Raw genomic sequence first — 20,752 nt, forward strand, 5'->3', positions numbered from 1 at the left:
GCACTCGAAGTGCCACGCGACGGATCACGGTGGCGACACGGACGATGCTCAACGACTATCCGTTGGGAGCAGCGTCCTCTCGTCGAGTTCGTCCCTCGAGTAGTCCTTGTTCAGGGCCTCGTTGGCCCGACGAATGCGCTCGGCGACGTCGTTCTTGCGCGATGCGAGGTAAGCCTGTCCGTGCACCTCGTCGGGCACGTAGGCTTTGCTCTCGGCGATCCACTCGTCCAGCTTCTTCCAGCTCGAGGCTCGAGGGGTGATGGCAAGCAAGTGTACGCGTGCCGAGAATGCGCCCATCTTGGGGCTAACCTCGACGAAGTAGACCTTGCCAGCGGCGAGAGTCGCACGCAGCGCACCCGTGTTCTCTGCCCAGCTGATGAACACGTGCTCGCCCGGCGGCACCTTCACGGCGAAATAGGACTCGGGCAAGCTGTCGCCGAGGAAGCGCCCCTGACCATCGAGGACGGTGGCTCGCTGACTGCCGGCGAACCCCGAAGGTCGGATGAAGACGACGGTGGCCATGTCGCCCGCGGCGGCGAGGGACGCAGGCCCGGCCGGCGAAGGTGTCATGTACTTGGACGTCGCGGAGCAGCCGCTGCCCGTAAGCAGGAGGACGAGCGCGAGCAAGAGTGTCAAGGCGAGTCGATCCCGACGAGGGGACGATTGCACGTTCGATCGACAAGACATCGAAGAAGACGAAATCGTGGCGCGGTCTGTGGATTGTCGAAGCATGGCTCGCATTCTCCTCATTTGTGCCGACCGTAAAGAGGGGTCACCGGTCGCAACACCACGCTTCGGCCACCCCACGGAGAAGTTGCGCAAGAACTTCGTCGAGCCCGCACGTTGCATCGCCCCACTGCCTGCGCCCCCCCTGCGGCGCACGATACATCTTTCCGTCGTGGCGAGATGCAAAACGTCCGTCGCATCACGTGCGGGAGTCACACTTTCGGGACCGAAAGCGAGGAACATTCATGATGAACGCCTATCCCCCAGGCGGACGCATCGCCGATGCCCGTAGGGCGGGACTGCTCGTGGCGCGATGGGTATCGATTCCAATCCGCAAGGAAAGGGTCTCGATGACGCGACGCTGCTGCTCGGGAGCGTGCTCCTGTGCGTGAAAGCCTTGCCTTCGTCGCTCACTCGGCGGCGTGGAAGTGGGCGCTCACTTGCTCCATGCTGAGCGCCTTGTCGTAGAAGGCGAGCTCGTCGAGATAGCCGATGTATCCACGGCCCCATTGAAACGGCACCTTGGGGTCCGTGGCGGACGGAGCCGGATTCTTGCCGATGCTGACCGCAGCTCCATTGACGTAGAGGACGAGTCGCGTTCCATCCATCGTCACCACGACGTGCACGAAGCGATCATCGGGGAGCTGGGTGTTCAAGCCGACAAAGTCGGTGACCCCGCCGTCCTGCCAACGCTCGAATTGAAGTCTCGACAGGGAGGAACTCCAGAAGAGGTCCGCGCCGTTCGCAGGTGCAGGCGCAGCATCGCTGAGCACGTACTTCGCAAACACGTTGTGGTAGGCGGTATCCGTCGAGGTTGGCCGCATCCAGATCTCGAGGGTGAAGGGCTTCAGACCGGACAGATCGAAGGCGCCGTCGTCGTTTTGCAAGAGCGCCCCGCCGATCATGCGCACGGCCGACCCGCCGTCGGTGACTCCCGGATTCGAGTACACGACGCCGCTCGCGTCGCCGCCGAGCTCGAGGGGATGACGCCCCATGGCGTCCGCGAAAAGGACACCACCCTTTTCATCGAGGTGCCAGTAAGAGACCGGACCGTCGGCTAGGACGACTTGTTCGTAGGTCAACGGGCCGGAGTCCGCGTCTCCGTCGGTGCTCGAATCTTTGCGCTCGTCGATGACCGCGTCAGCGCTCGAATCGCCGGAGGTCATGGGTACCTCGGAGCCGTTGCTGCCACTGGCGAGGTCATCGGGCACCATCAAGGAGCAGCCGAGCGGCACACACATCGCCGCCACTAGAACGGTGATTACGGTTCTCCTGGAATAAGGCAATGCCACGGTCGCATCCTAAGCGAGGCCTGGACGCGACGTCGACGAGGGACCCGCTGGTCGACCCCGCAATTAATCCACATTAATTCGTGGGCGGCGCGCCGATTGGCGTTTGCAATCCGGAGCGAGCAGCCGTTACGGAGCGATGGTCGTTCCGCTCGATCGCGAGCTCGTGGAGCTCCTGCTGCCGTCGCTGGCGCCAAACGCTCCGATGCGAGCCGGACGTCGGCCAGCTCGAGGCACCTCGTGCGGACGCGCGCAGGCACGGGCGTTGCTCGATCGCGCATGCATCGCGATCGTGCGGTTTCGGCGGTCGCGGGAAGGTCGAGGTTCGCCGTGAAAGCGCTGGCTAGGATCGTCGGTATCGTCATTGCCGCCCTCGGGCTCCTCGGCCTGATTTCCCCGAGCTCGTACGTGCGGCTCGGCTGGTTCTGGGCGCAATCGCCTGGACTCTACATCGCCGCGGTACTTCAGCTCATCATGGGGCTCGTGCTCCTCCGCGCGGCACCGTCGTCACGAAGCCCCGTTGGGCTTGGTATCGTCGGAGCATTCGCGATCGGCGAAGCCGTTCTTGCGCCGCTCCTCGGATTCGGCAAGACGCAAGTCGTCGCGAAATGGTGGGCCGCGCTAACGCCAGGAGTCCTTCGCCTATGGGCCCTCGTCGGGCTCGCCATCGGCGTCCTCATCGTGCTCGCGGTCGCGCCACGTCGCGATGAACGTGGCGGCGGACGTCACGTGATGAGACGCGCCGACGCCACGACGTGACGCTTGCTCTACCGTAACGCTCCCCACTGGGCGTGCCCGGCCTCGGGGGAAATCGTTACCCGGTCAGCAGCCCCCGTGTGGCGATCCACGCGGTAGGGCACGCGACATCAGAACTGTATGCCGCCGAGGACTTCGGGACGTACGACGTCGTTTCCAATGTCGACGATGAGCGGAAACCGCGCGCCGCCTCCTGCGAACACGCGGAGATGCGGTGCGAACGAGTAGCCCACCATGGCCTGAGGCGCGATCCAGAGGTTTCCATCCTTCGAATTCGAGTGTTCGCTCGGTCGCGGATGGAGGTTGGTGAGCGCTCCCTGGATCTCGAGGTCGAGCCCGGCGACGAGCGGGATGTGTCCACCGAGCACGGCCGTCGTTCCGAAGTTGCGAAAGCCGGTCTCCTGCGAGCCGTAGTAGCCGCCGATGATCGTGTAGACGTATTTCGTCGAGAACTTCACGCCGACGTTCGTGTATTCGAGGTTCGAGAACCACACCATCGGATGGATTCCGTTGCGCGTGATGTTGATGACGCCGATCGGAACACCGTCGAACTCGTCGGCGATGTTGACCACGCCGATCTGGGTACCGCGCACCCTCCGAGCAACGTTCACCACGCCGAGCTGCATGCCGTCGACGTTCTCGGCGACGTTCACAGCGCCAGCGATCTGTACGCCGCTCATGTCGCCGCTCGCGAGGTTCAACGCGCCAGCGAGCTGTATGCCCGTTGCGCTGCCTTTCGCATAGTTGAACGCGCCAGCGAGCTGCAGGCCCTTCGCGCCGCCCGTCGCGAGGTTGACGGCACCGCCGACCTGAGCGCCCGTCATACTGGTCTGCGCGAGGTTGAACGCGCCGGCAACCTGCACGCCCTTGACCCCGTCGAGCGAAAGGTTCGCGTAGCCGCCGACCGCCACGCCGGTGACGCGTCCCTGCGAAAGGGTACCGAAACCGGCGATCTGCGCGCCGTCGATCGTTCCGCCCGAGGCCGCACCGAAGCCGGCGAACTGCAGGCCGCTTACGCCTCGTGAGGCGGCGACGATTCCGCTGCCGAACTGCAGCCCGTCGATCTTTCCGACGCGGCCATAGAGGAGTGAGAAGTCGAATTTCGACGTTACGTTCGGATGCTCGAAGTTCGTCGCGAGCGGGTAGAGGAACGCGACGCTCAACGGCACCTCGCCCTCCGGCGGTTCTGCGGCTTGTGCGGCGGATGCCGGGGGCGGTGCGGGCGGTGTGGCAAGAGCGCCGACGATCTCGCCAGCTTCGTCGCGCGCAAGGTTCGCCGCGAGGAGAATCGCCTCGTGCTGGACCGCTGCATCGTCGCCTCGGGCCTTCACCGTGCGCTCGAGCGACCGACCATCGGCGTGGGTGGCCGTCACGGTCAGCTCACCACCGCGGTAGCGGATCCTGAGCGCCGCGCGCGACGGTGACGGCCCGCCAGGCCGGACAACGGATGCACCGAGGTCCGACGCGAGACGCGCCGCGAGCGCCCCGAACGACACCACGTCTGGAGCGTCCGACTCGACTTCGAGAGTGTAAGGAGGCGCTGTCGTCGCCGAGCCGGAAGGACGTGAATCCGGCGCGGGCGAAGGCTCTGCGTGCGCGATCTCAGACGCTGCAGCAAGCACCAAAGCGCTGACGATTGCCGTGAGACTCCGAAGGCGACGAGCCGTCGTTACTCGCACGTTGCGAAGGTCGCTCATGTCCCGCGATCTGCCACAGCCGCCGCATCTTCGATAGGGTCATCTACGTTGCGATTTTGCACGTCAGCGATGCATTCGTCGGCATAGCTCTTCCGTTTTCGGCGACGTCTCCAATGCCGTCGATCGTTCTGTATCTCGCGGAAGGTGCGTGCCCTTCTTCGATGAGCCGCTCGGAGCGCGCTCCCATACATCCAACATTCGAATGACGGGCTGACGTCGCGCCCGTCATTGCCGACGAATGCGGCTGCGCGCGAACTCCGTACTTACGATTTCCTATGTGCCGAGCGATTGTGGGACGGCGGCGTGAACGACCTCCTTCTCACGAAGGACGGGACGCTCCGCACCACCTCCTACGGCGCTGTCGACTGACGCTCTGCCAGCAAGCGCCCGACCTCAATAGCCGGGCGCTTGCTTCTTGCGACGCGCGAAGACGCGTCATCCCAGTCCGCTGACGGCACGACGACGCGGATCGTCGTGCCGTCCGCTCATCAAGGCTGCGCGATCGGACGCGCGCAGCGGCCGGTGGCGCGACCGTATTTCGTCAGGCCGGTGAATTGATATCCATCGTTACCGGCGCCGGTCGGCGACGCCCAGTGGGTGTACCACTCGAAGCTGCCGTTCTTCGTCCAGCGGTAGGTGTTGCCGTTCGTCTCGGCGGTGATCTCCATCGCGTTGCCGATGAGGTCGCGATGCCCCCACGGCCCCGCGCCGGCCGGGTAGCGGCCCGGGGGCGAGACGGCGTAGGACTGGTCGTGCGTCGTGTTCATCGCCGCCAGGTCACCCCCGGTGAACGTACGCGTCATGGCCTGACGATTCTCGAGGTAACGCGCATCGTCGCGGAGGAAGTAGTTCGCGTAGTTCCACGCCGCGTTCGCGCGCTCGAGATTGATCTGCACGAAGTTCCCCGGGCTCCCGCCGGTCACCTTGTAGATGAGATCGGCATCCGTGGCGCCGTTGCCGCCGTAGCGGAGATCCCCGGTGCTGTACTCGAAGCCCTGGGTCGGACCGGACGTTCCCCACGGGAAGAGCGCCGTTCCCCAGGCCTTGGCATGTTCGGTCTTGGTCTCGAGGCGCCCGCCGTCCCAGGCGCAGAAGGCCGCCAGCATGTAGTAGTCGACGCAGACGAGCGCCTTCTGGTCGAGCCGGTCCTGGCTCACCGTATGCTGCTTCTCACCGGCGAAGTCGACTTGCGCGCCGTCGTCGAGTCGCCACGTGCGTGATCCAAAGCCGCCGTCGTTGAGGTTGCAGGCGTAACCGTTGTTGCCGCCCGGCTCGTTCGTGAAGCGATAGCCGCCGAGGTGCGCCACCACGTTCATCGGCGCAGGGTTGTTGATGGCCTGGCCTTGCGTGTTGGCCGCCGTCTCCGTCGTCAGGTAGCCAGTCGGGAGGTAGACGTCGTTCCCGACCGGCAGCTGTGTGGCGTTGGCGGGGTCCTTGAAGGACTCACCATTCAGGCCATTGCGTGCATCTTGCACCCACTTGCGAACGTTCCCGCTGGTTGCCTTGATGAACGTGCGCATGCGGCCTGCGGTGATCTGATAAACGTCGAGGCGGAAATCGTCCGCGCTGCCGGGGACGCCGTCGGGGTCGACGATCGCGCTCTCGCAGCAATCGTGGTGGTACTTCTTGCCTTCGCGGAAGCTCGTGGCGGGCGATTCGGCGACCGCACTGGAAGCCCACTGCTCGTCGCCCGTTCCGCACGTATCGCCGCCGTGGTGCATCGTGCAGCTACGGCCCCACGTGCACTTGCTGTTGTAACACCCCTTGCTGTTGCAGTCGGACGCGACCGCGCAAACCCTGGTCGCCGTGCAGCGCTTGTTCGCCGGCTCGCCTCCGCAGTCGACGTCCGTCTCGGTGCCGTTCTTCACGTTGTCGTGGTCGTTCGGCACCTGGCAGACGGTGTTCGTGCACACGAAGCTCGTGCAGTCGCGTGCGCCCTGACCGTTCTCGCAGCCTTCACCGGCGGCGCACTTGTTCGGAGCCGTGGGCCCACCGCAATCCTTGCCCGTCTCGTCGCCGTTCTTCACGCCGTCGGTGTGGGTCGGCACCTGGCAAACCTTGTTCGTGCACACGAAGCTCGTGCAGTCGCGCGCGCCCTGACCATTCTCGCAGCCGTCGCCGTCCGCACAGCGGACGTTGGACGTAGGACCGCCGCAGTCCTTGCCCGTCTCGTCGCCGTTCTTCACGCCGTCGGTGTGGGTCGGCACCTGGCAGACGTTGTTCGTGCACACGAAGCTCGTGCAGTCGCGCGCGCCCTGACCATTCTCGCAGCTCTCGCCGTCGGCGCAGCGGGGAGCGGTGGGGCCGCCGCAATCCTTGCCCGTCTCGTCGCCGTTCTTCACGCCGTCGGTGTGGGTCGCCGCCTTGCACTTGTTGTTCTCGCAGACGAAGCTCGCGCAGTCGCGCGCGCCCTGACCGGTCTCGCAACCGTCACCGTCGGTGCAGAGCTTCTGCGAGGTCGGACCGCCGCAATCCTTGCCCGTCTCGTCGCCGTTCTGCACGCCGTCGTTATGGGTCGGCACCTGGCAGACGTTCAAGGTGCAGACCTTGCTCTCGCAATCCGCTCCCGCGTTGCAGGCCTTGCCGTCGACGCAGGCCGGAGCGTGCGTGGTCGTGCCTCCGCAATCCTTGTCGGATTCGTCACCGTTCTTGACGCCGTCGCTCGACGTTGCCGCCGCGCACTTGCCCGACTTGCAGACGACGCTCTTGCAGTCGCTACCGTCGAGGCAATTCTTGTTGTCGTCGCAGCGCGGGACGCCGGCGCCGGCCCCGCCACAGTCGACGTCGGTTTCGGTGCCGTTCTTGACGCCGTCGGCAGCGGAAGCCGGCACACAGGCGTTCTGGCGGCAGATGCCCGAGGTGCACTCGGCGTCTGCGTGACACCCCGATCCGTTCTCGCAAGGAGGCGTCGCACAAACAGGCGGAGCAGGGAGGTCACCGCCAGCCTCGGCGCTGTTCGCACCGCTGTCGGAGTCCGACTCTCCCGAACTGCTCGAGCAGGCAACAAGAGAGAGCATCAGCACGACGACACCGAACGCGAGCGAAGAATGCTTCATGGGACGACCGCATGAATACGAGGACGGCGCAGGAACTCAAGTGCTCTGAATGGGGGTCGTCACGTCTCCCTCTTCAGCGAACTTTCCCCTGAGCCGAGCCACCGGCTCGGTGACTTGGGGACCGTGAAGCCAGGGCATTTGAAGTCATGTGTGCGAGAGCATGCCAGGTTGATTCACACTCCTCGGCGCGGTGGCACACGGCTTCTGGGACGTGCCGGTGCCGAGTCGAAGGCGCTACGGCTACGCTTTGGCGGCTGGCCTTTCGCGCCTGCGCGAGACCTCACGGCCCCGGGAATCGGCGCGGCCTGCTAAGTAACGCGTCGTGAGTCACGTCATTCTCGGCCCGACGCTTCACACCGAACGCCTGATTCTCCGTCCTCAAACGCAGGAGGACTTCGATGGCTGGGCTGCCTTCATGGCCGACCCGGAAGCCGCGCGATTCGTCGGCGGCGTGCAGCCGAGGGCGGGGGCGTGGCGCGGGTTTGCCACGATGGCCGGCTCGTGGAGTCTTCTCGGCTTCGGCATGTTCTCGGTCATCGAGCGCGCGACCGGCCGATGGATCGGGCGCCTCGGACCTTGGCGTCCCGATGGCTGGCCCGGCACCGAGGTCGGTTGGGGGCTCGCCCGCGAGGCCTGGGGCAAAGGCTACGCCCGTGAAGGCGCGATCGCCGCCATCGATTGGGCCTTCGATCACCTCGGGTGGGACGAGGTCATCCACTGCATCGATCCCGAAAACGAGCCTTCACGGGCCTTGGCCGCACGCTTGGGCTCGCGGCTGCGCGGTCCGGGTCAGCTACCGCCGCCCCTGGACAACATCCGCATCGACATCTGGGGCCAGACCCGCGCGGAGTGGCGCGCGCGTCGCGACTGATCGGCCGCTTGCCGCCGTGCCAAACGGCGTATTGAGACGTTTCAACGAGTTGCACGTAAGTCGCTCCGGCGACGCCCGATCTGCGACTGGCGTGACGCCCCCCACCTCCTGATGCGGCCCCCCATCCTCGGAGAAGTGATGGATGGCCTCGTTGGCGGCGGGCCCCTGCTCCGGAGAACGAGCGTGCGCCAACGGTGAGTCGCTCCCCTGCTCCCGCGTGGCAATCCCCTGCTCCGGCGAGTTAGTCCCCACCTCGGAGAGCGAATCCCCGTCTCGGAAGATCCTTCCCGCCGCAGGGGGCGGAGACCCCGATCCGGGGGAAGTTCGCGTGCGGACTACGCATCTTTCGAATCGACGAAAAATCGGCGGAAGCCCCATCGACAGACCTGATCCGGAGACCTAGGGTGCGTCGCGCCGTCTCGCTCAGGGGTGTCGAGCGTACGGTTGTCTACAATTCAACAAGGGGGACTTCGATGGCGAAAATGCCGTTGGGAGACAAAGCGTCGCGTGTGCTCAAACTGATGATGGGCATGCGCAGCCCGCGGATCGCATCGGCGATGGCCGCGTATGGATTCAAAGATTCGGATCTGCAGGAAGGATGGGCGCTGCTCCACGCCGTCGGGCGCGTGAAGCTCGACGCGAACGGCATCCCAACGACGGACACGAACACGCTCGCGGAACTGGATGCGTGGGAAAACCGTTGGTTTCCGATCGCGTCCGCCACGCTCGAGCGCCGCTTCCCCGCCGTGCACGCGCAGATCTTCAAGAACCTCTCGCAAACGGAGGGGCCCGCCGTCGCCGTGAGCGTGCGAACCTTCCTTGAGCGCTTCGATCAGATGGCGCAAGGCACCGGCTCCTACGGAGCGGAGGGCAAGCAAGCGAGAGACCTACTCGTCTCGCGCGGCCTGACCGAAAGTGTCCTCAACGATGCCCGCACTCTGCTCGAGAACGTCGGCAAGATCGCCGTGAGCAAGGAGCCCGTCGCACCACAAGATCCGAAAATCGCCGAGAAGGCAGAGAACGATCTCTGGGCCTGGTACCTCGAATGGAGTCAGATCGCCCGTATTGCCGTCACGCAGCGCGCGCTGCTCAAGCAACTCGGCTTCATGGCCAGCCGCTCGAAGAGCCACGCGGCCGATGACGGCGAAGAGACGGACGACGAGGTGCCCGTGCCACCGGGCGGCACAGCCAAACCGACGGTGCCCGCTGCGCCCAACGTCTAACGAAGCGCACGGCGCGGTGAATGCGCGGGCGACGGGAGATGTTTCCCGCCGCCCGCGTCCGTCTTATCGACGTTCAGCGTCACGTAGAGAGCGTGGCCATCATCTTGTCGAACCGGTCCGCGATCTCGGCCGGCGGCAGTGGGTAGCGGTGATCAGGTCGTCGCCAAGACAGGTTCCCCAGCACACGCGGGCGCCATCGCCGTCCAGCAGCTCCAGCGCCCGCGCTTCACCGATGTTCATTTCAGTCGAGGCATTCGTAGCCGTGTGCCTCGAGGCCCTTACAGAGCGAAGGGCAGCGCAAAGCCTCGAACAGCAGACGGTAGCGAGGTGCCCCCTCCGGCGGTGCTAGGCAGCAATCTCCAATGTCCGTGCACGACGTCGTGGCGCCGCTGTGGTGCTCACAAGTGCACTTGTGAGTCTCCGCCGCTCCGCCGGCCGGACCGGTCTCCTCACAAAATGTCATCGTGACCAGGTCATTGGAGACCGTCACGCTCAGAACGCCGCGCGCCGACGAGGCATCGATTTGATTGAATTGAACGAGGCCTGGCGAGAGAAACCCTCCGACCTCGTATCCAGGCCCATAGAGGCCAATGGATACAGAATCGTTCAATAGGTCCGTCGTTGCACCGATTCCGATTGCAGGCCTGGGAGCGATCACCTCCACCCGAAGCGCGCCTTCCGACGTGAACGCGTCGAGGTCATCGAGCCGGTCGCACCATTGGTAGTCCGGCGGGAGCAACACCATGAAGACCTGCTCCTGCCCAGATTCTGGCTCGCGAACGCGCTGAAAGAACCCGCGTGCGTTCCCTCCTTCGCCTCCCCAGCTCTCGAAGAGCACCTGGGGAGTCTTGGGCGCATAGTTCGTCTCGTGCTGCGGGCCCGAAGAACTCGAGCACGACACGAGAGCGATCGCCAGAAACGCCAGAACTCCGCTTCCTTGCATCAATCCACCAGAGCAATGCCCGCTGAGCTCGCAGCTTGATCACTCACGAATCATTTTGGCGCAGCTCTTCTCCGGCGGAGAAAAGGGGCGGGAGGAGCGAGAGCTCTGCCCCCTTTCGTCGAGTCATGCCAACGGCTCGAGGCGTCGAGCGAACTCCCGCTGACGTAAGTCAACCCTTCGAATGACGATGACCATGAGTCCGAAAGCGATCACCTCAGCGCAGGCGCTGACGATCCAGAATGAGAACGTCGTTTCAAAACGAGTGGCGACGACGGCAATCCGCGACGTAATGCACGCCAGCCACCAGTGGAGGATAATCCCCGCGTCACCATCCTCTTTGTCGTGCGCGAGCCACGCGTGCGGCGCCGCCCCCGCATTCGCAGGATCGCTGGCCCTCCACACTTCGAGGACCACCCGGTAACCGTGCACGAGATTGCGCAAAGGCACGAACCAGCCGCCGACGGCCCCGCCTGGCGTGTGCTGCAAGCCGCTGATGCCGAGCGAGTGGACGTTCTTCACGATGCGACGGATCCAGACGAGGAACGTGATGATCCCTGCAACTCGCGCGAGGATGCCGACGCCGTCGACGACACTCCCGACCGACGCGTACATCCGAGGCTCTAGGGTGAGCCAGGCAACGATCTCGATGACCTTCGAGCCGACGGCGATGCCGAGAAGCACGGAAGCAGCAAGACCGACAGGCGATACGACGAAGCCATTCGCCGTGGCCGTCGGACGGTGCGCAGGCGCATCGGTGCGCGGGGGCTGATAGGGGTCGTAGTTCATGCGTTCTTCAACTGAGCAGCCCGACGGCCGAGGCGCCATACCTTCTTCGAGTGGATCGACGCGGCGGGCGCCATGCCAGGTTCACGCTGCTTCCTCCATGGTCGTGTTAGGGTGAAATCTTGCCCATCATGTCTTTCGAGGAAAGCCGCGTGCGATCGTTGGCAGTCACGACCCTCGTCTGTGCCGTTTGCGGAGTCCTCTCGTCCGGTTGTTCCTTCCTGTTCGTCAAAGGTCCGCCGGACAACGTCGAAAAGCTGCCGGCAAAAGCGCCGGTGGAGTGCACCACCAGCCAGCTGGCCCCGGTGGTCGACGTGCTCGTGACGACCTTCCAGGTCGTTCGAACCATCCACACTGCAAGCCCAAAGAGCGACTACAGGAACTTCCCTATCAGCCGACGTACGGACATGGCCTTTGGCATTGGCTTCTCGGCAGCCTTTGGACTCTCCGCGATCTACGGCTTCGCCAAGACCGACGCTTGCGAAGATGCGAAGGCGGCCGCCATCGCGCGCCGTAAACGCGAGTCGGTCTTCAGCGACAAGACACCGTCGACGCCCTCCCGCGTGGAGCCAGCGCCTGCGGAAATTCCCGCGACGGAGTCGCCTTCAGCTCCTACGACCTCCGAGGACACTCCGACACAGTGAAAGAGCGCTCAGGCGCGCCAGAAGCAAGACGCCGAGCCCCTTTTCGGGACCCGGCGTCTTTCACATTCCCACCTTCGCGAAGTCTCTCAGCCGACGCCGAGCAATTCCACTTCGAAGATGAGGGTCGAGCCCGGCGGAATGACGGGCGGGAATCCGCGGTCGCCGTACGCCAGATCCGGCGGGATCGTGAGCTTGCGCACGCCGCCGACCTTCATGCCGGCAACGCCGCGGTCCCATCCCTTGATGACCTGTCCGGCGCCGAGCTGAAAGCTGAAGCCCTTGCCGCGATCGCGTGAGCTGTCGAACTTGCTGCCGTTGGTGAGCGTGCCGACGTAGTGGACGGTCACCTTCTGCCCGGCCTTCGCCTCGTCACCGGTTCCCTGCTTCACGTCTTCGATTTGCAGATCGGCCATTGTGATTCTTCCTTTCAACGAATCGGACGAGCGGCGTGTTTACGCGAGGCACGCCGCCCATCCCCCCATCCGAGAAACCAAAGAGGACCCGGCAATCGCCGAGCCCTCTTCGAAACTTCAATTCGAAATTCGATAGGCGTCGCGTCAGGGCTGCGCGAGCAACTGACGGAGCACGTACGGGAGGATGCCGCCGTGCTTGTAGTAGAGGATCTCCTGCGGCGTATCGATGCGGACCGTCGCGCGGAATTCCTTCGTCGAGCCGTCGGCCGCCTTCGCCTTCACGGTGACTTCACGGCCGCCGGAGAAGCCGCTGTCGAGGAGAGCTGCGAGGCCGTCGACGTCGAAGATCTCTTCGCCGGTGAGGCCGAGCGCAGCGGCGTTGTCGCCCGCCTTGAACTGCAGCGGGAGGATGCCCATGCCGACGAGGTTCGAGCGGTGGATGCGCTCGTAGCTCTCGGCGAGGACGGCGCGGACGCCGAGGAGCTTCGGGCCCTTGGCGGCCCAGTCACGCGACGAGCCCGAGCCGTATTCCTTGCCGGCGATGACGAAGAGCGGCGTCTTCTCCTCGGCGTACTTCACCGAGGCGTCGAAGATCGACATGACATCGTTGCTCGGCATGTGCTTCGTGAAGCCACCTTCCGTGCCCGGCGCGAGCTGGTTACGGAGACGGACGTTCGCGAACGTGCCGCGAACCATGACTTCGTGGTTGCCGCGGCGCGAACCGAGCGAGTTGAAGTCTTCCTTCTTCACGCCGTGCGCGAGGAGGTACTTACCCGCGGGGGTGTCGGCCTTGATCGAGCCGGCCGGCGAGATGTGGTCCGTCGTGATGCTGTCGCCGAGGACCGCGAGAACGCGGGCGCCGGTGATCGGCGTGAGAGCGGCGGGCTCCTTGCCCATGCCCTCGAAGTACGGCGGGTGCTTGACGTAGGTGCTCTTGTCTTCCCAGGCGAAGAGGTCGCCCTCGGGGACGACGAGCGACTGCCACTGCGCGTCGCCGGCGTAGACGTCCGAGTAGACGTTCTTGAACATCTCCGGCGCGACCGACTTCTCGACGGCGTCGGCGACTTCCTTCTGGCTCGGCCAGATGTCCTTCAGGAACACCGGCTGACCGTCCTTGCCCGTGCCGAGCGGCTCGGTGGTGAGGTCGAGATCGGCGCGGCCCGCAATCGCGTAGGCGACGACGAGCGGAGGCGACGCGAGGTAGTTGCCGCGGACTTCGGCGTGGACGCGGCCTTCGAAGTTGCGGTTACCCGAGAGGACCGACACGACGTAGAGGTCGCGCTCGTCGATCGCCTTCGAGATCGGCGCCGGGAGCGGGCCCGAGTTGCCGATGCAGGTCGTGCAGCCGTAGCCCACGACGTAGAAGTTGAGCTTCTCGAGCGGTTCGATGAGGCCGGCCTTCTCGAGGTACTCGGTGACGACCTTCGAACCGGGGCCGAGGCTCGGCTTGACCCAGGGCTTCGTGGTGAGGCCCTTCTCGACGGCCTTCTTCGCGAGGAGACCCGCGGCCATGAGGACCGACGGGTTCGACGTGTTCGTGCAGCTCGTGATCGCCGCGATGACGACGCTGCCGTTGTCGACTTCCTTGTCGGCGGCGACCGACGTGTCCGTCATGACGCTCTTCTTCGCCGCCTTCGGACGCGCCTTGTAGGTCTCGTACGCGTCCGTGTAGGACTTCTTCACGCCGCCGAGGGCAACGCGATCCTGCGGACGCGCGGGGCCGGCGAGGCTCGGTTCGACCGTCGAGAGATCGAGCTCGAGGACGTCGGTGTAGACGGCTTCGGGCGTGTTCTCGTCGGCCCAGATGCCCTGCTCCTTCGCGTACGACTCGACGAGGGCGAGCTGCGCGTCCGAACGACCGGTGAAGCGCAGGTAGCGGATGGTCTCGGCGTCGATCGGGAAGATGCCGCAGGTCGCGCCGTACTCGGGCGCCATGTTGGCGATCGTCGCGCGGTCGGCGAGCGGGAGGCCGGCGAGGCCCTTGCCGAAGAACTCGACGAACTTGCCGACGACACCGCGCTTGCGGAGCATCTGCGTGACGGTGAGAACGAGGTCGGTCGCCGTGGCGCCTTCCTTCAGCTTGCCGGAGAGGCGCACGCCGATGACGTGCGGGAGGAGCATGCTGACCGGCTGGCCGAGCATGGCCGCTTCGGCCTCGATACCACCGACGCCCCAACCGAGGACGCCGACGCCGTTGATCATCGTCGTGTGCGAGTCGGTTCCGACGACGGTGTCGAGGTACGCGAGGTTCGTCCCGTTCTGCGGCGCCGTCATGATGACGCGCGCGAGGTACTCGAGGTTGACCTGGTGGACGATGCCCGTGTCCGGCGGGACCGCCTTGAAGTTACGGAAGCCCTGCTGGCCCCACTTGAGGAAGCGGTAGCGCTCCTGGTTGCGCTCGAACTCGAGCTCCGCGTTCTTCGCGAAAGCGGCCTTGCTGCCGAACTCGTCGACCTGCACCGAGTGGTCGATGACGAGCTCGACGGGCTGGAGCGGGTTGATCTTCTTCGGATCGCCGCCCATGCGCTTCATCGCATCGCGCATCGCCGCGAGGTCGACGACGGCGGGCACGCCCGTGAAGTCCTGAAGGAGCACGCGGCTCGGCGTGAACGCAATCTCCTGGCTGGGCTCAGCCTTGGCGTCCCACGTGGCGACGGCCGAGATATCGTCCTGATCGACCGAGACGCCGTCTTCCGTACGAAGGAGGTTCTCGAGGAGGATCTTCAGCGAGAAGGGAAGCTTCTGGGCTTCCGGGTGCTTCTTGTAGACCGCGTCGAGGCGGTAGATGGTGTAGGCGTCGGCGCCAACCTTGAGCGTCGCCTGGCTTCCGAAGGAATTCTTGGACATGGCGAGCGGACTATAGGCGCGCATGCTGCTCCGCGGCAATGGGCGCAACCCCGCATTTTCCGAGGCGCATTCGGCCTCGGGCGAGGCGCCCCGGGACGTGGCAAGAGGCCTCGATTTTTCGGGAAATCAAGACCTCGAGGACGTCACGTCAGGGTGAGGCGAGGACCGGCCGCGGGGACTGGTGAGTCTGGCTCAGACCGTCAGTACCGCGACGGTGTATTGGAAGACTGGCAAGGCGAGCTTTCCTCCTCCGAGCCACTGGGCGTCTGTCGCCACGAACGGCTCGTCGGGAGACAGAAACGTCACGTTCTTGATCTCTTCTGGAACCGTGATCTCCACGGCCAGATCACGCCGCGCGATCACGTACTCGTTCGTGAACGGGTAGACCCCTGGCTTCGCAGCTCCGAAGCCAGGCTGCACGCTCAGATTGGACGCGGCACCTTCGTAGTTGAGGAAGTGAACGACGTAGCCCGAGACGTGACGCGTAACCTCGACGTGCACGTGTTTGTGCAGCGCCGGATCGAGCGAGATCATGCGAACCCGGCACGCACGACGGCATCGGAGAAGAAAGCGAAGGCGTCGTCCTTCTCGGCCAGGAGATACGCACGACCGAGAAGCTCCGGACGATAGACGAGGTTGTCGCGAGCGAAGGCGCCGGCCGTAGCATCGAATCCGAGAATCCGATCGAGCCGCGCCTCGTCGGGCTTTGCGAGACCGAGCTGATCTTGGTAACCGGGCGTGGCCCCGAGAACGAGCAGGTGGCCACCACGCTGGGTGAAACGCAGGAGCATGCGCGCGTGCGCATCTTCGAGACACGTCACGTTCGGGACGACGAGCAATGCGAAGCTCGAGAGATAGTCGTCGTCGGCATCGGTGAGAGTCTGCAAGGGAACCACGGCGAAGGGGACGTGGAGGTGCGAAAGCGCCTTGAACGCTCCGGAGTATTCGGCTCCGAACGCCGTGTCGCCGAGCGACGCCCCGCGGTAGAACGACGGATCGGCGGCGTAGATCGCGGCGTCGGTCGTCGGATTCACCGCGCTCAAGTAAACCGCCGTGTTGGTGATGCCGTGGTCGACGTAATCGCGACTCGCCGACGAGTGAAGGAGGCCCACCTGAGCCACCGGCCCCACGTCGAAGAGCAGCGAGGTCTGATCACGCAAGAAGCCGAACATCCGATTGCGGAAGGCCACGCCGACCGAGGTCGTGTTCACCGGCGTCTTGGTCTCGTGCGGATTGCATCCCGTGGCCACGAGCATCGCCATGACGAGGCCGGCGTCCGGCGCGAGGTTGCCGTAACTCACCATCCATGAGCGCCCCGGCCCATCACATCCGCGCGCGAATTTGGCCGCGCGAAGCTTGCACATCCAGTCGTCGTGCAAGGCCGGGCGCATCCCGAAGTCGTCGCTGACGGAGCCGAGCTTCCACACGCGATCGATGCGATTGGGCAGCGTGAGGGCCTGCGAAGACGGCAGTGGCTTGCTCAGTGCGAAGCGGCGATAGGCGCCGTCGAGTCCTTCGCTCGTCGCACCGCCGGTGTCCATCGTCGCCGTCTCGAAGACCACTTCCATCCCTGCGTTGACCGAACGCACGGTGGCGACGATCTCCATGCAGAAACGCGCCATCTCTTCGTGTCGCCACGCCAGCCAGGTGCGGAACACCGGGTCGACCCAATTCGGGGTCAGCCCCGCTGCGTTCAGTCCCGTGTCCGCTCGGAACTTGTCGACGCACCTCGGATTGAAGCAGCCCATCGCGCCGTCGTCGGAAATGTACGGAACGCCGATATAGAGACCATCGAGCGCGGTCGCAGCGAGGCTCTTCAATCGATTGAAGAACTGATCGCGAAAGCCCGAATTGTGACACGCCCACACGCTGGTCCAGCCGTCGGGCGCGGAGGCGTCGGCCGGGAACACGGACGGCGAGCCGTCCATCCCCTTCTGCACCCAATCCGGATGATCGGTCGCCGTCGACACGTAGTCGTCTCCGGGCGATGGCGGCGTGGATATCTCGAGGCTCGGATAGCACCAGAACAGCTTGAGGTTTCGCTGGCGCGCTTTGCGAGCGATGTAATCGATGCGTGCCACCTCTTCTTCGAAGAGATCGACGCCGATGTCGTCACCGAGCAGACTCTCGGCCATGAGCACCGTCGCACCGGAGCGGACCACGTCGTTGAGGACCGCGTCGTAGTCGGCCTCGGTGTCGCTCAGGTCGAGACCGATCACGCGCGCGTGAGACGTCCAGTTCGGTCCAGGGTCGGGCGCGACGACGGGGTCGTCCTGGCTCGAGCAGGCGACGAGCGCACTCGAAAAACCACCGACCCTCACGAGGGGAGAGAGGCCCGAGCCGAGAAGGCCTTTGAGCAACGAACGACGGCTCACCCCCGACGCGAGCAGCCGCGCGCCCCTACGGTCCCCCTTCGCATGGTCCGCAAGAAATAGGGCTCTCGCGAGACTTCGGAAAGCGTCAGGTTGCCGCCGGAATCCACGCAGACTGCTCGTGCCGTGCGTGCCGCATGGCGATCATGCCGTGCGACAGGAGCGAGCAGTGAGCTCGCGGCACGAGCACGTTCCGCTTCTACATGGAGCGTCGGGTCGACGCGCTCACGGCCCGATCATCTTCTCGGGGCGCACGTGCTTGTCGAACTCCTCGGGCGTGACGAGGCCAAGCGACACCGCTGCTTCTTTCAGCGTGATGTTCTTGGCGTGCGCGGTCTTCGCCACCTTCGCCGCCGCGTCGTACCCAATGACGGGCGACAGTGCCGTCACGAGCATGAGCGAGTCCTCCACGTGCTTGGCGATGTTCGCGCGGTTCGGCTCGATGCCCGCAACGCACTTCTCGCGGAAGCTGTCACATGCATCGGCAAGGAGCTCCACGCTCTCGAGCAAGTCGTAGACGATCACCGGCTTGAAGACGTTCAGCTGCAGATGGCCGCTCGCGCCGGCGATACCGATCGTGACGTCGTTGCCCATGACGTGCGCCGCAACCATGGTCATCGCCTCGGCCTGCGTGGGATTCACCTTCCCCGGCATGATCGAGCTTCCAGGCTCGTTCTCCGGCAAAAGCAGCTCACCGAGGCCGGCGCGAGGACCGCTTCCGAGGAGGCGTACGTCGTTCGCGATCTTCATGCACGCCGTGGCGAGCACACGCGTGGCGCCGCTGGCGGCGACCATGGCATCGTGCCCGGCGAGCGCTGCGAACTTGTTCGGCGCCGTGCGGAACGGCATCTTGGTGAGCTCCGCGATCTTCGCCGCGATGCGCGCCGGCCACTCCGGGTGAGAATTGAGGCCGGTCCCGACGGCGGTACCGCCGAGCGCGAGATCCATCAGCCCGTCTTCGGCCTGCGTGAGCTGCTTTTCTGCAAACGCTAGCTGCGCGGCCCATCCACTCATTTCCTGACCGACGGTGAGCGGCGTGGCATCCATCATGTGCGTGCGCCCGATCTTCACGACGTCGGCGAACGCGCGCGACTTCTCCTCGATCGCCTCGCGCAACTTGGCCACGGCGGGCACCAGCCTCTCGTGGATCCTCTGCGCGGACGCCACGTGCATCACCGTCGGGAACACGTCGTTCGACGACTGCGACATGTTCACGTGGTCGTTCGGATGGATGTGTTTCTTCGCGTCGCCCTTCTTACCGAGCGGAGTTCCGCCGAGCTCGTTCGCGCGATTGGCGATGACCTCGTTGGCATTCATGTTCGACTGCGTGCCGCTACCGGTCTGCCACACGACCAGCGGGAAGTGGTCATCGAGCTTGCCACTCGCGACTTCTTCGGCGGCGCGAACGATGAGTCCCTCGCGCTCTGCGTCGAGCTTGCCGAGCTCGCGATTGACCATCGCGGAGGCCTTCTTCACCGTGCCGAACGCGTGAATGACGGCTTTCGGTAGCCGGTGACCGCCGATACGGAAGTTTTGCAGGCTCCGTTGAGTCTGCGCTCCCCAATAGCGATCGGCCGGGACTTCGATTTCCCCCATGCTGTCCGATTCGAGGCGGTGGCTCATGGCCTCGGGATAGCACGCGCACGTGTCGGCACACACGGTCCAGCTCTCTCGATGGTCTTGCGCGGCGGCGGGCCGCGCGCGATCGTCCATGGCCCATGTCGACCACCATCGAGATGCTCGCCGAAGTTCCGCTCTTCGCACTGCTCGACGATCAGGAGCGCGCGCTCCTCGCGGACCGCGTCGAGCTCGTTACCTTCAAGGAAGACGAGACGATCTTCCGGTTCGGTGACCCCGGCGACTCGATGTACATCCTCAAGAGCGGCGAGGTCGAGCTCTCGGTCAAGACGAAGACCGGCGAAGTGATGTTCCTCGAGCGCCCGAGCGCCGGCGATTTCTTCGGCGAGATTTCACTGCTCGACGAAGGCCCGCGCACGGCCACGGCCGTCGCCAAGCTGGACGTCGAGGCCATCGAGGTCGATCGTGGCGACCTCGACGAGCTCTTTCGAATTCGCCCCGCCGCCGCGATGGACCTCCTCGCGGCGACGGGAAAACGCCTGCGTCACAACGCGATGCTTCTTCGCAACGCGGCCACGCGAAACGTCAACGAAGAGGTGGAAGACAAACGTTCGCTCGTGATGAAGGCCGCGGACTGGATCGCCGCCTTCTCTGGCAGCCTTCCCTTCCTCTTCCTGCATCTCGGCTTCTTCGCGATCTGGATCGGTCTCAACATTCCGCCCATCTCGCTGAACTTCGATCCGTTCCCGTTCGGCTTCCTCACGCTCGTCGTGTCGCTCGAAGCGATCATTCTGAGCGTGTTCGTCCTCTTGAGTCAGAATCGGCAGGTCGAGCGCGATCGCGTTCGGAGCGACGTCGAATACGACGTCAATCTGAAGGCCGAAATGCAGATCGCGCACATGCACGAGAAGGTCGACATGGTCTATTCGGAGGTCACGCGACGCCTCGACCGCCTCGAGAAGCAGCGAGGAGCATCGCACGTGCATCCCGCGCCGCGCATCGAGCACCCAGCGCCGGGCGCCGAGACCTGAGCCGACTACTTCGAAGCGAGCGCTTCGGGGATCTGACGGACGGCTCCGCGCACGGCCGCGCGGACGACGGCCTTCTGGAGCTCCGCGTCGGCGCTGCCTTCGGAGCGCGCGTGTCCTTCGAGAATGGCGATCATCGTGCCGCTCTTGCGGTCACGGAGAACGGCGTTGACGGTGCAGGCGACGGGCGCCTTGGTGGCGCCGGTGATGGCGACCGACACGACGACCTGCCGTGACGGGAGCTGTGCATTGGAAAGAAGGCGGAGCTCGCCTTCTGCGGCGGTCTTCAAGGTCGACCGATCAACACCCGAGCTCGGCGGAGGCGATGCGACTTCGCCCAACGCGAGCATGTCTTCGGCAGCAGCGACCGCGTCACGCGGTCCGAGCACCGATGCGAACAGGAGGAGGAGCGGCAAAGCGACGAACGCTCGGGGCCTCATATGCCGGCCAAAACAGCAACGGACGGGCCATCCGGCCAACTTTTCACGTTTTTTGTGTGGTTTTCGAGCGCCAGGCGCAACCGAAG

The 20,752-nt window shown here is 64.9% G+C and carries 17 protein-coding genes; 5 read left to right on the forward strand and 12 right to left on the reverse strand.

Annotated features, from left to right (window positions below):
* Window positions 1–48 precede the first annotated feature (48 nt).
* Entirely contained in the window at window positions 49–636 is a 588-nt protein-coding gene (locus AKJ09_RS09175) for a hypothetical protein (protein ID WP_146646815.1), read from the reverse strand.
* Window positions 637–1,136: 500 nt separating this feature from the next.
* Window positions 1,137–2,018: a LamG domain-containing protein gene (locus AKJ09_RS09180; protein ID WP_146646816.1), complete on the reverse strand. Its 882-nt coding sequence runs from the start codon at window positions 2,016–2,018 to the stop codon at window positions 1,137–1,139.
* 327 nt (window positions 2,019–2,345) lie between these two features.
* On the opposite strand from AKJ09_RS09180, the gene AKJ09_RS09185 reads away from it, so the two are divergent.
* The gene (locus tag AKJ09_RS09185; RefSeq protein WP_146646817.1) at window positions 2,346–2,774 is read left to right on the forward strand and encodes a hypothetical protein; all 429 of its coding nucleotides are present in this window, start codon (window positions 2,346–2,348) and stop codon (window positions 2,772–2,774) included.
* A 107-nt stretch (window positions 2,775–2,881) separates the two neighbouring features.
* Here the strand turns inward: AKJ09_RS09185 and AKJ09_RS09190 are convergent, their stop codons facing one another.
* A complete protein-coding gene (locus AKJ09_RS09190; protein WP_146646818.1) occupies window positions 2,882–4,270 on the reverse strand; it encodes an LA_2272 family surface repeat-containing protein in 1,389 nt (462 codons plus the stop codon).
* Window positions 4,271–4,956: 686 nt separating this feature from the next.
* Window positions 4,957–7,524 carry a hypothetical protein gene (locus AKJ09_RS09195; RefSeq protein WP_146646819.1) on the reverse strand — a complete coding sequence of 856 codons (2,568 nt, stop codon included), beginning with the start codon at window positions 7,522–7,524 and terminating at the stop codon, window positions 4,957–4,959.
* A gap of 322 nt (window positions 7,525–7,846) precedes the next feature.
* On the opposite strand from AKJ09_RS09195, the gene AKJ09_RS09200 reads away from it, so the two are divergent.
* On the forward strand, window positions 7,847–8,395 hold the full coding sequence (locus tag AKJ09_RS09200; RefSeq protein WP_146646820.1) for a GNAT family N-acetyltransferase: 549 nt from the start codon (window positions 7,847–7,849) through the stop codon (window positions 8,393–8,395).
* A 473-nt stretch (window positions 8,396–8,868) separates the two neighbouring features.
* On the forward strand, window positions 8,869–9,618 hold the full coding sequence (locus AKJ09_RS09205; RefSeq protein WP_146646821.1) for a hypothetical protein: 750 nt from the start codon (window positions 8,869–8,871) through the stop codon (window positions 9,616–9,618).
* A gap of 241 nt (window positions 9,619–9,859) precedes the next feature.
* Here the strand turns inward: AKJ09_RS09205 and AKJ09_RS09210 are convergent, their stop codons facing one another.
* Entirely contained in the window at window positions 9,860–10,561 is a 702-nt protein-coding gene (locus AKJ09_RS09210; protein WP_146646822.1) for a hypothetical protein, read from the reverse strand.
* Window positions 10,562–10,684: 123 nt separating this feature from the next.
* A complete protein-coding gene (locus AKJ09_RS09215) occupies window positions 10,685–11,347 on the reverse strand; it encodes a DUF4328 domain-containing protein (RefSeq protein ID WP_169927401.1) in 663 nt (220 codons plus the stop codon).
* A gap of 149 nt (window positions 11,348–11,496) precedes the next feature.
* Between AKJ09_RS09215 and AKJ09_RS09220 the strand changes: the two genes are divergently transcribed.
* The gene (locus AKJ09_RS09220; protein WP_146646824.1) at window positions 11,497–11,988 is read left to right on the forward strand and encodes a hypothetical protein; all 492 of its coding nucleotides are present in this window, start codon (window positions 11,497–11,499) and stop codon (window positions 11,986–11,988) included.
* Window positions 11,989–12,074: 86 nt separating this feature from the next.
* Here the strand turns inward: AKJ09_RS09220 and AKJ09_RS09225 are convergent, their stop codons facing one another.
* From AKJ09_RS09225 to fumC, 5 genes are all read right to left on the reverse strand, one after another.
* A complete protein-coding gene (locus tag AKJ09_RS09225; RefSeq protein WP_146646825.1) occupies window positions 12,075–12,401 on the reverse strand; it encodes an FKBP-type peptidyl-prolyl cis-trans isomerase in 327 nt (108 codons plus the stop codon).
* Between the two features lie 144 nt (window positions 12,402–12,545).
* A complete protein-coding gene (acnA, locus tag AKJ09_RS09230; protein WP_205633651.1) occupies window positions 12,546–15,248 on the reverse strand; it encodes an aconitate hydratase AcnA in 2,703 nt (900 codons plus the stop codon).
* Window positions 15,249–15,440: 192 nt separating this feature from the next.
* A complete protein-coding gene (locus AKJ09_RS09235; RefSeq protein WP_146646827.1) occupies window positions 15,441–15,782 on the reverse strand; it encodes a hypothetical protein in 342 nt (113 codons plus the stop codon).
* Complete coding sequence (locus AKJ09_RS09240; RefSeq protein WP_146646828.1) at window positions 15,779–17,623, reverse strand: type 1 glutamine amidotransferase family protein; 1,845 nt, start codon at window positions 17,621–17,623, stop codon at window positions 15,779–15,781. Before AKJ09_RS09240 ends, AKJ09_RS09235 begins: the two co-directional genes overlap by 4 nt.
* Before the next feature lie 222 nt (window positions 17,624–17,845).
* Window positions 17,846–19,243, reverse strand: coding sequence for a class II fumarate hydratase (gene fumC / locus AKJ09_RS09245; protein ID WP_146646829.1), 1,398 nt, complete (start codon window positions 19,241–19,243; stop codon window positions 17,846–17,848).
* A gap of 95 nt (window positions 19,244–19,338) precedes the next feature.
* On the opposite strand from fumC, the gene AKJ09_RS09250 reads away from it, so the two are divergent.
* A complete protein-coding gene (locus tag AKJ09_RS09250; protein ID WP_146646830.1) occupies window positions 19,339–20,229 on the forward strand; it encodes a DUF1003 domain-containing protein in 891 nt (296 codons plus the stop codon).
* A 5-nt stretch (window positions 20,230–20,234) separates the two neighbouring features.
* On the opposite strand, the gene AKJ09_RS09255 is transcribed toward AKJ09_RS09250, so the two are convergent.
* Window positions 20,235–20,666, reverse strand: a complete 432-nt coding sequence (locus AKJ09_RS09255; RefSeq protein ID WP_146646831.1) for a hypothetical protein — start codon at window positions 20,664–20,666, stop codon at window positions 20,235–20,237.
* Window positions 20,667–20,752: the final 86 nt, after the last annotated feature.

Origin of the sequence: Labilithrix luteola (genome assembly GCF_001263205.1) — a bacterium.
Lineage (GTDB): Bacteria > Myxococcota_A > Polyangia > Polyangiales > Polyangiaceae > Labilithrix > Labilithrix luteola.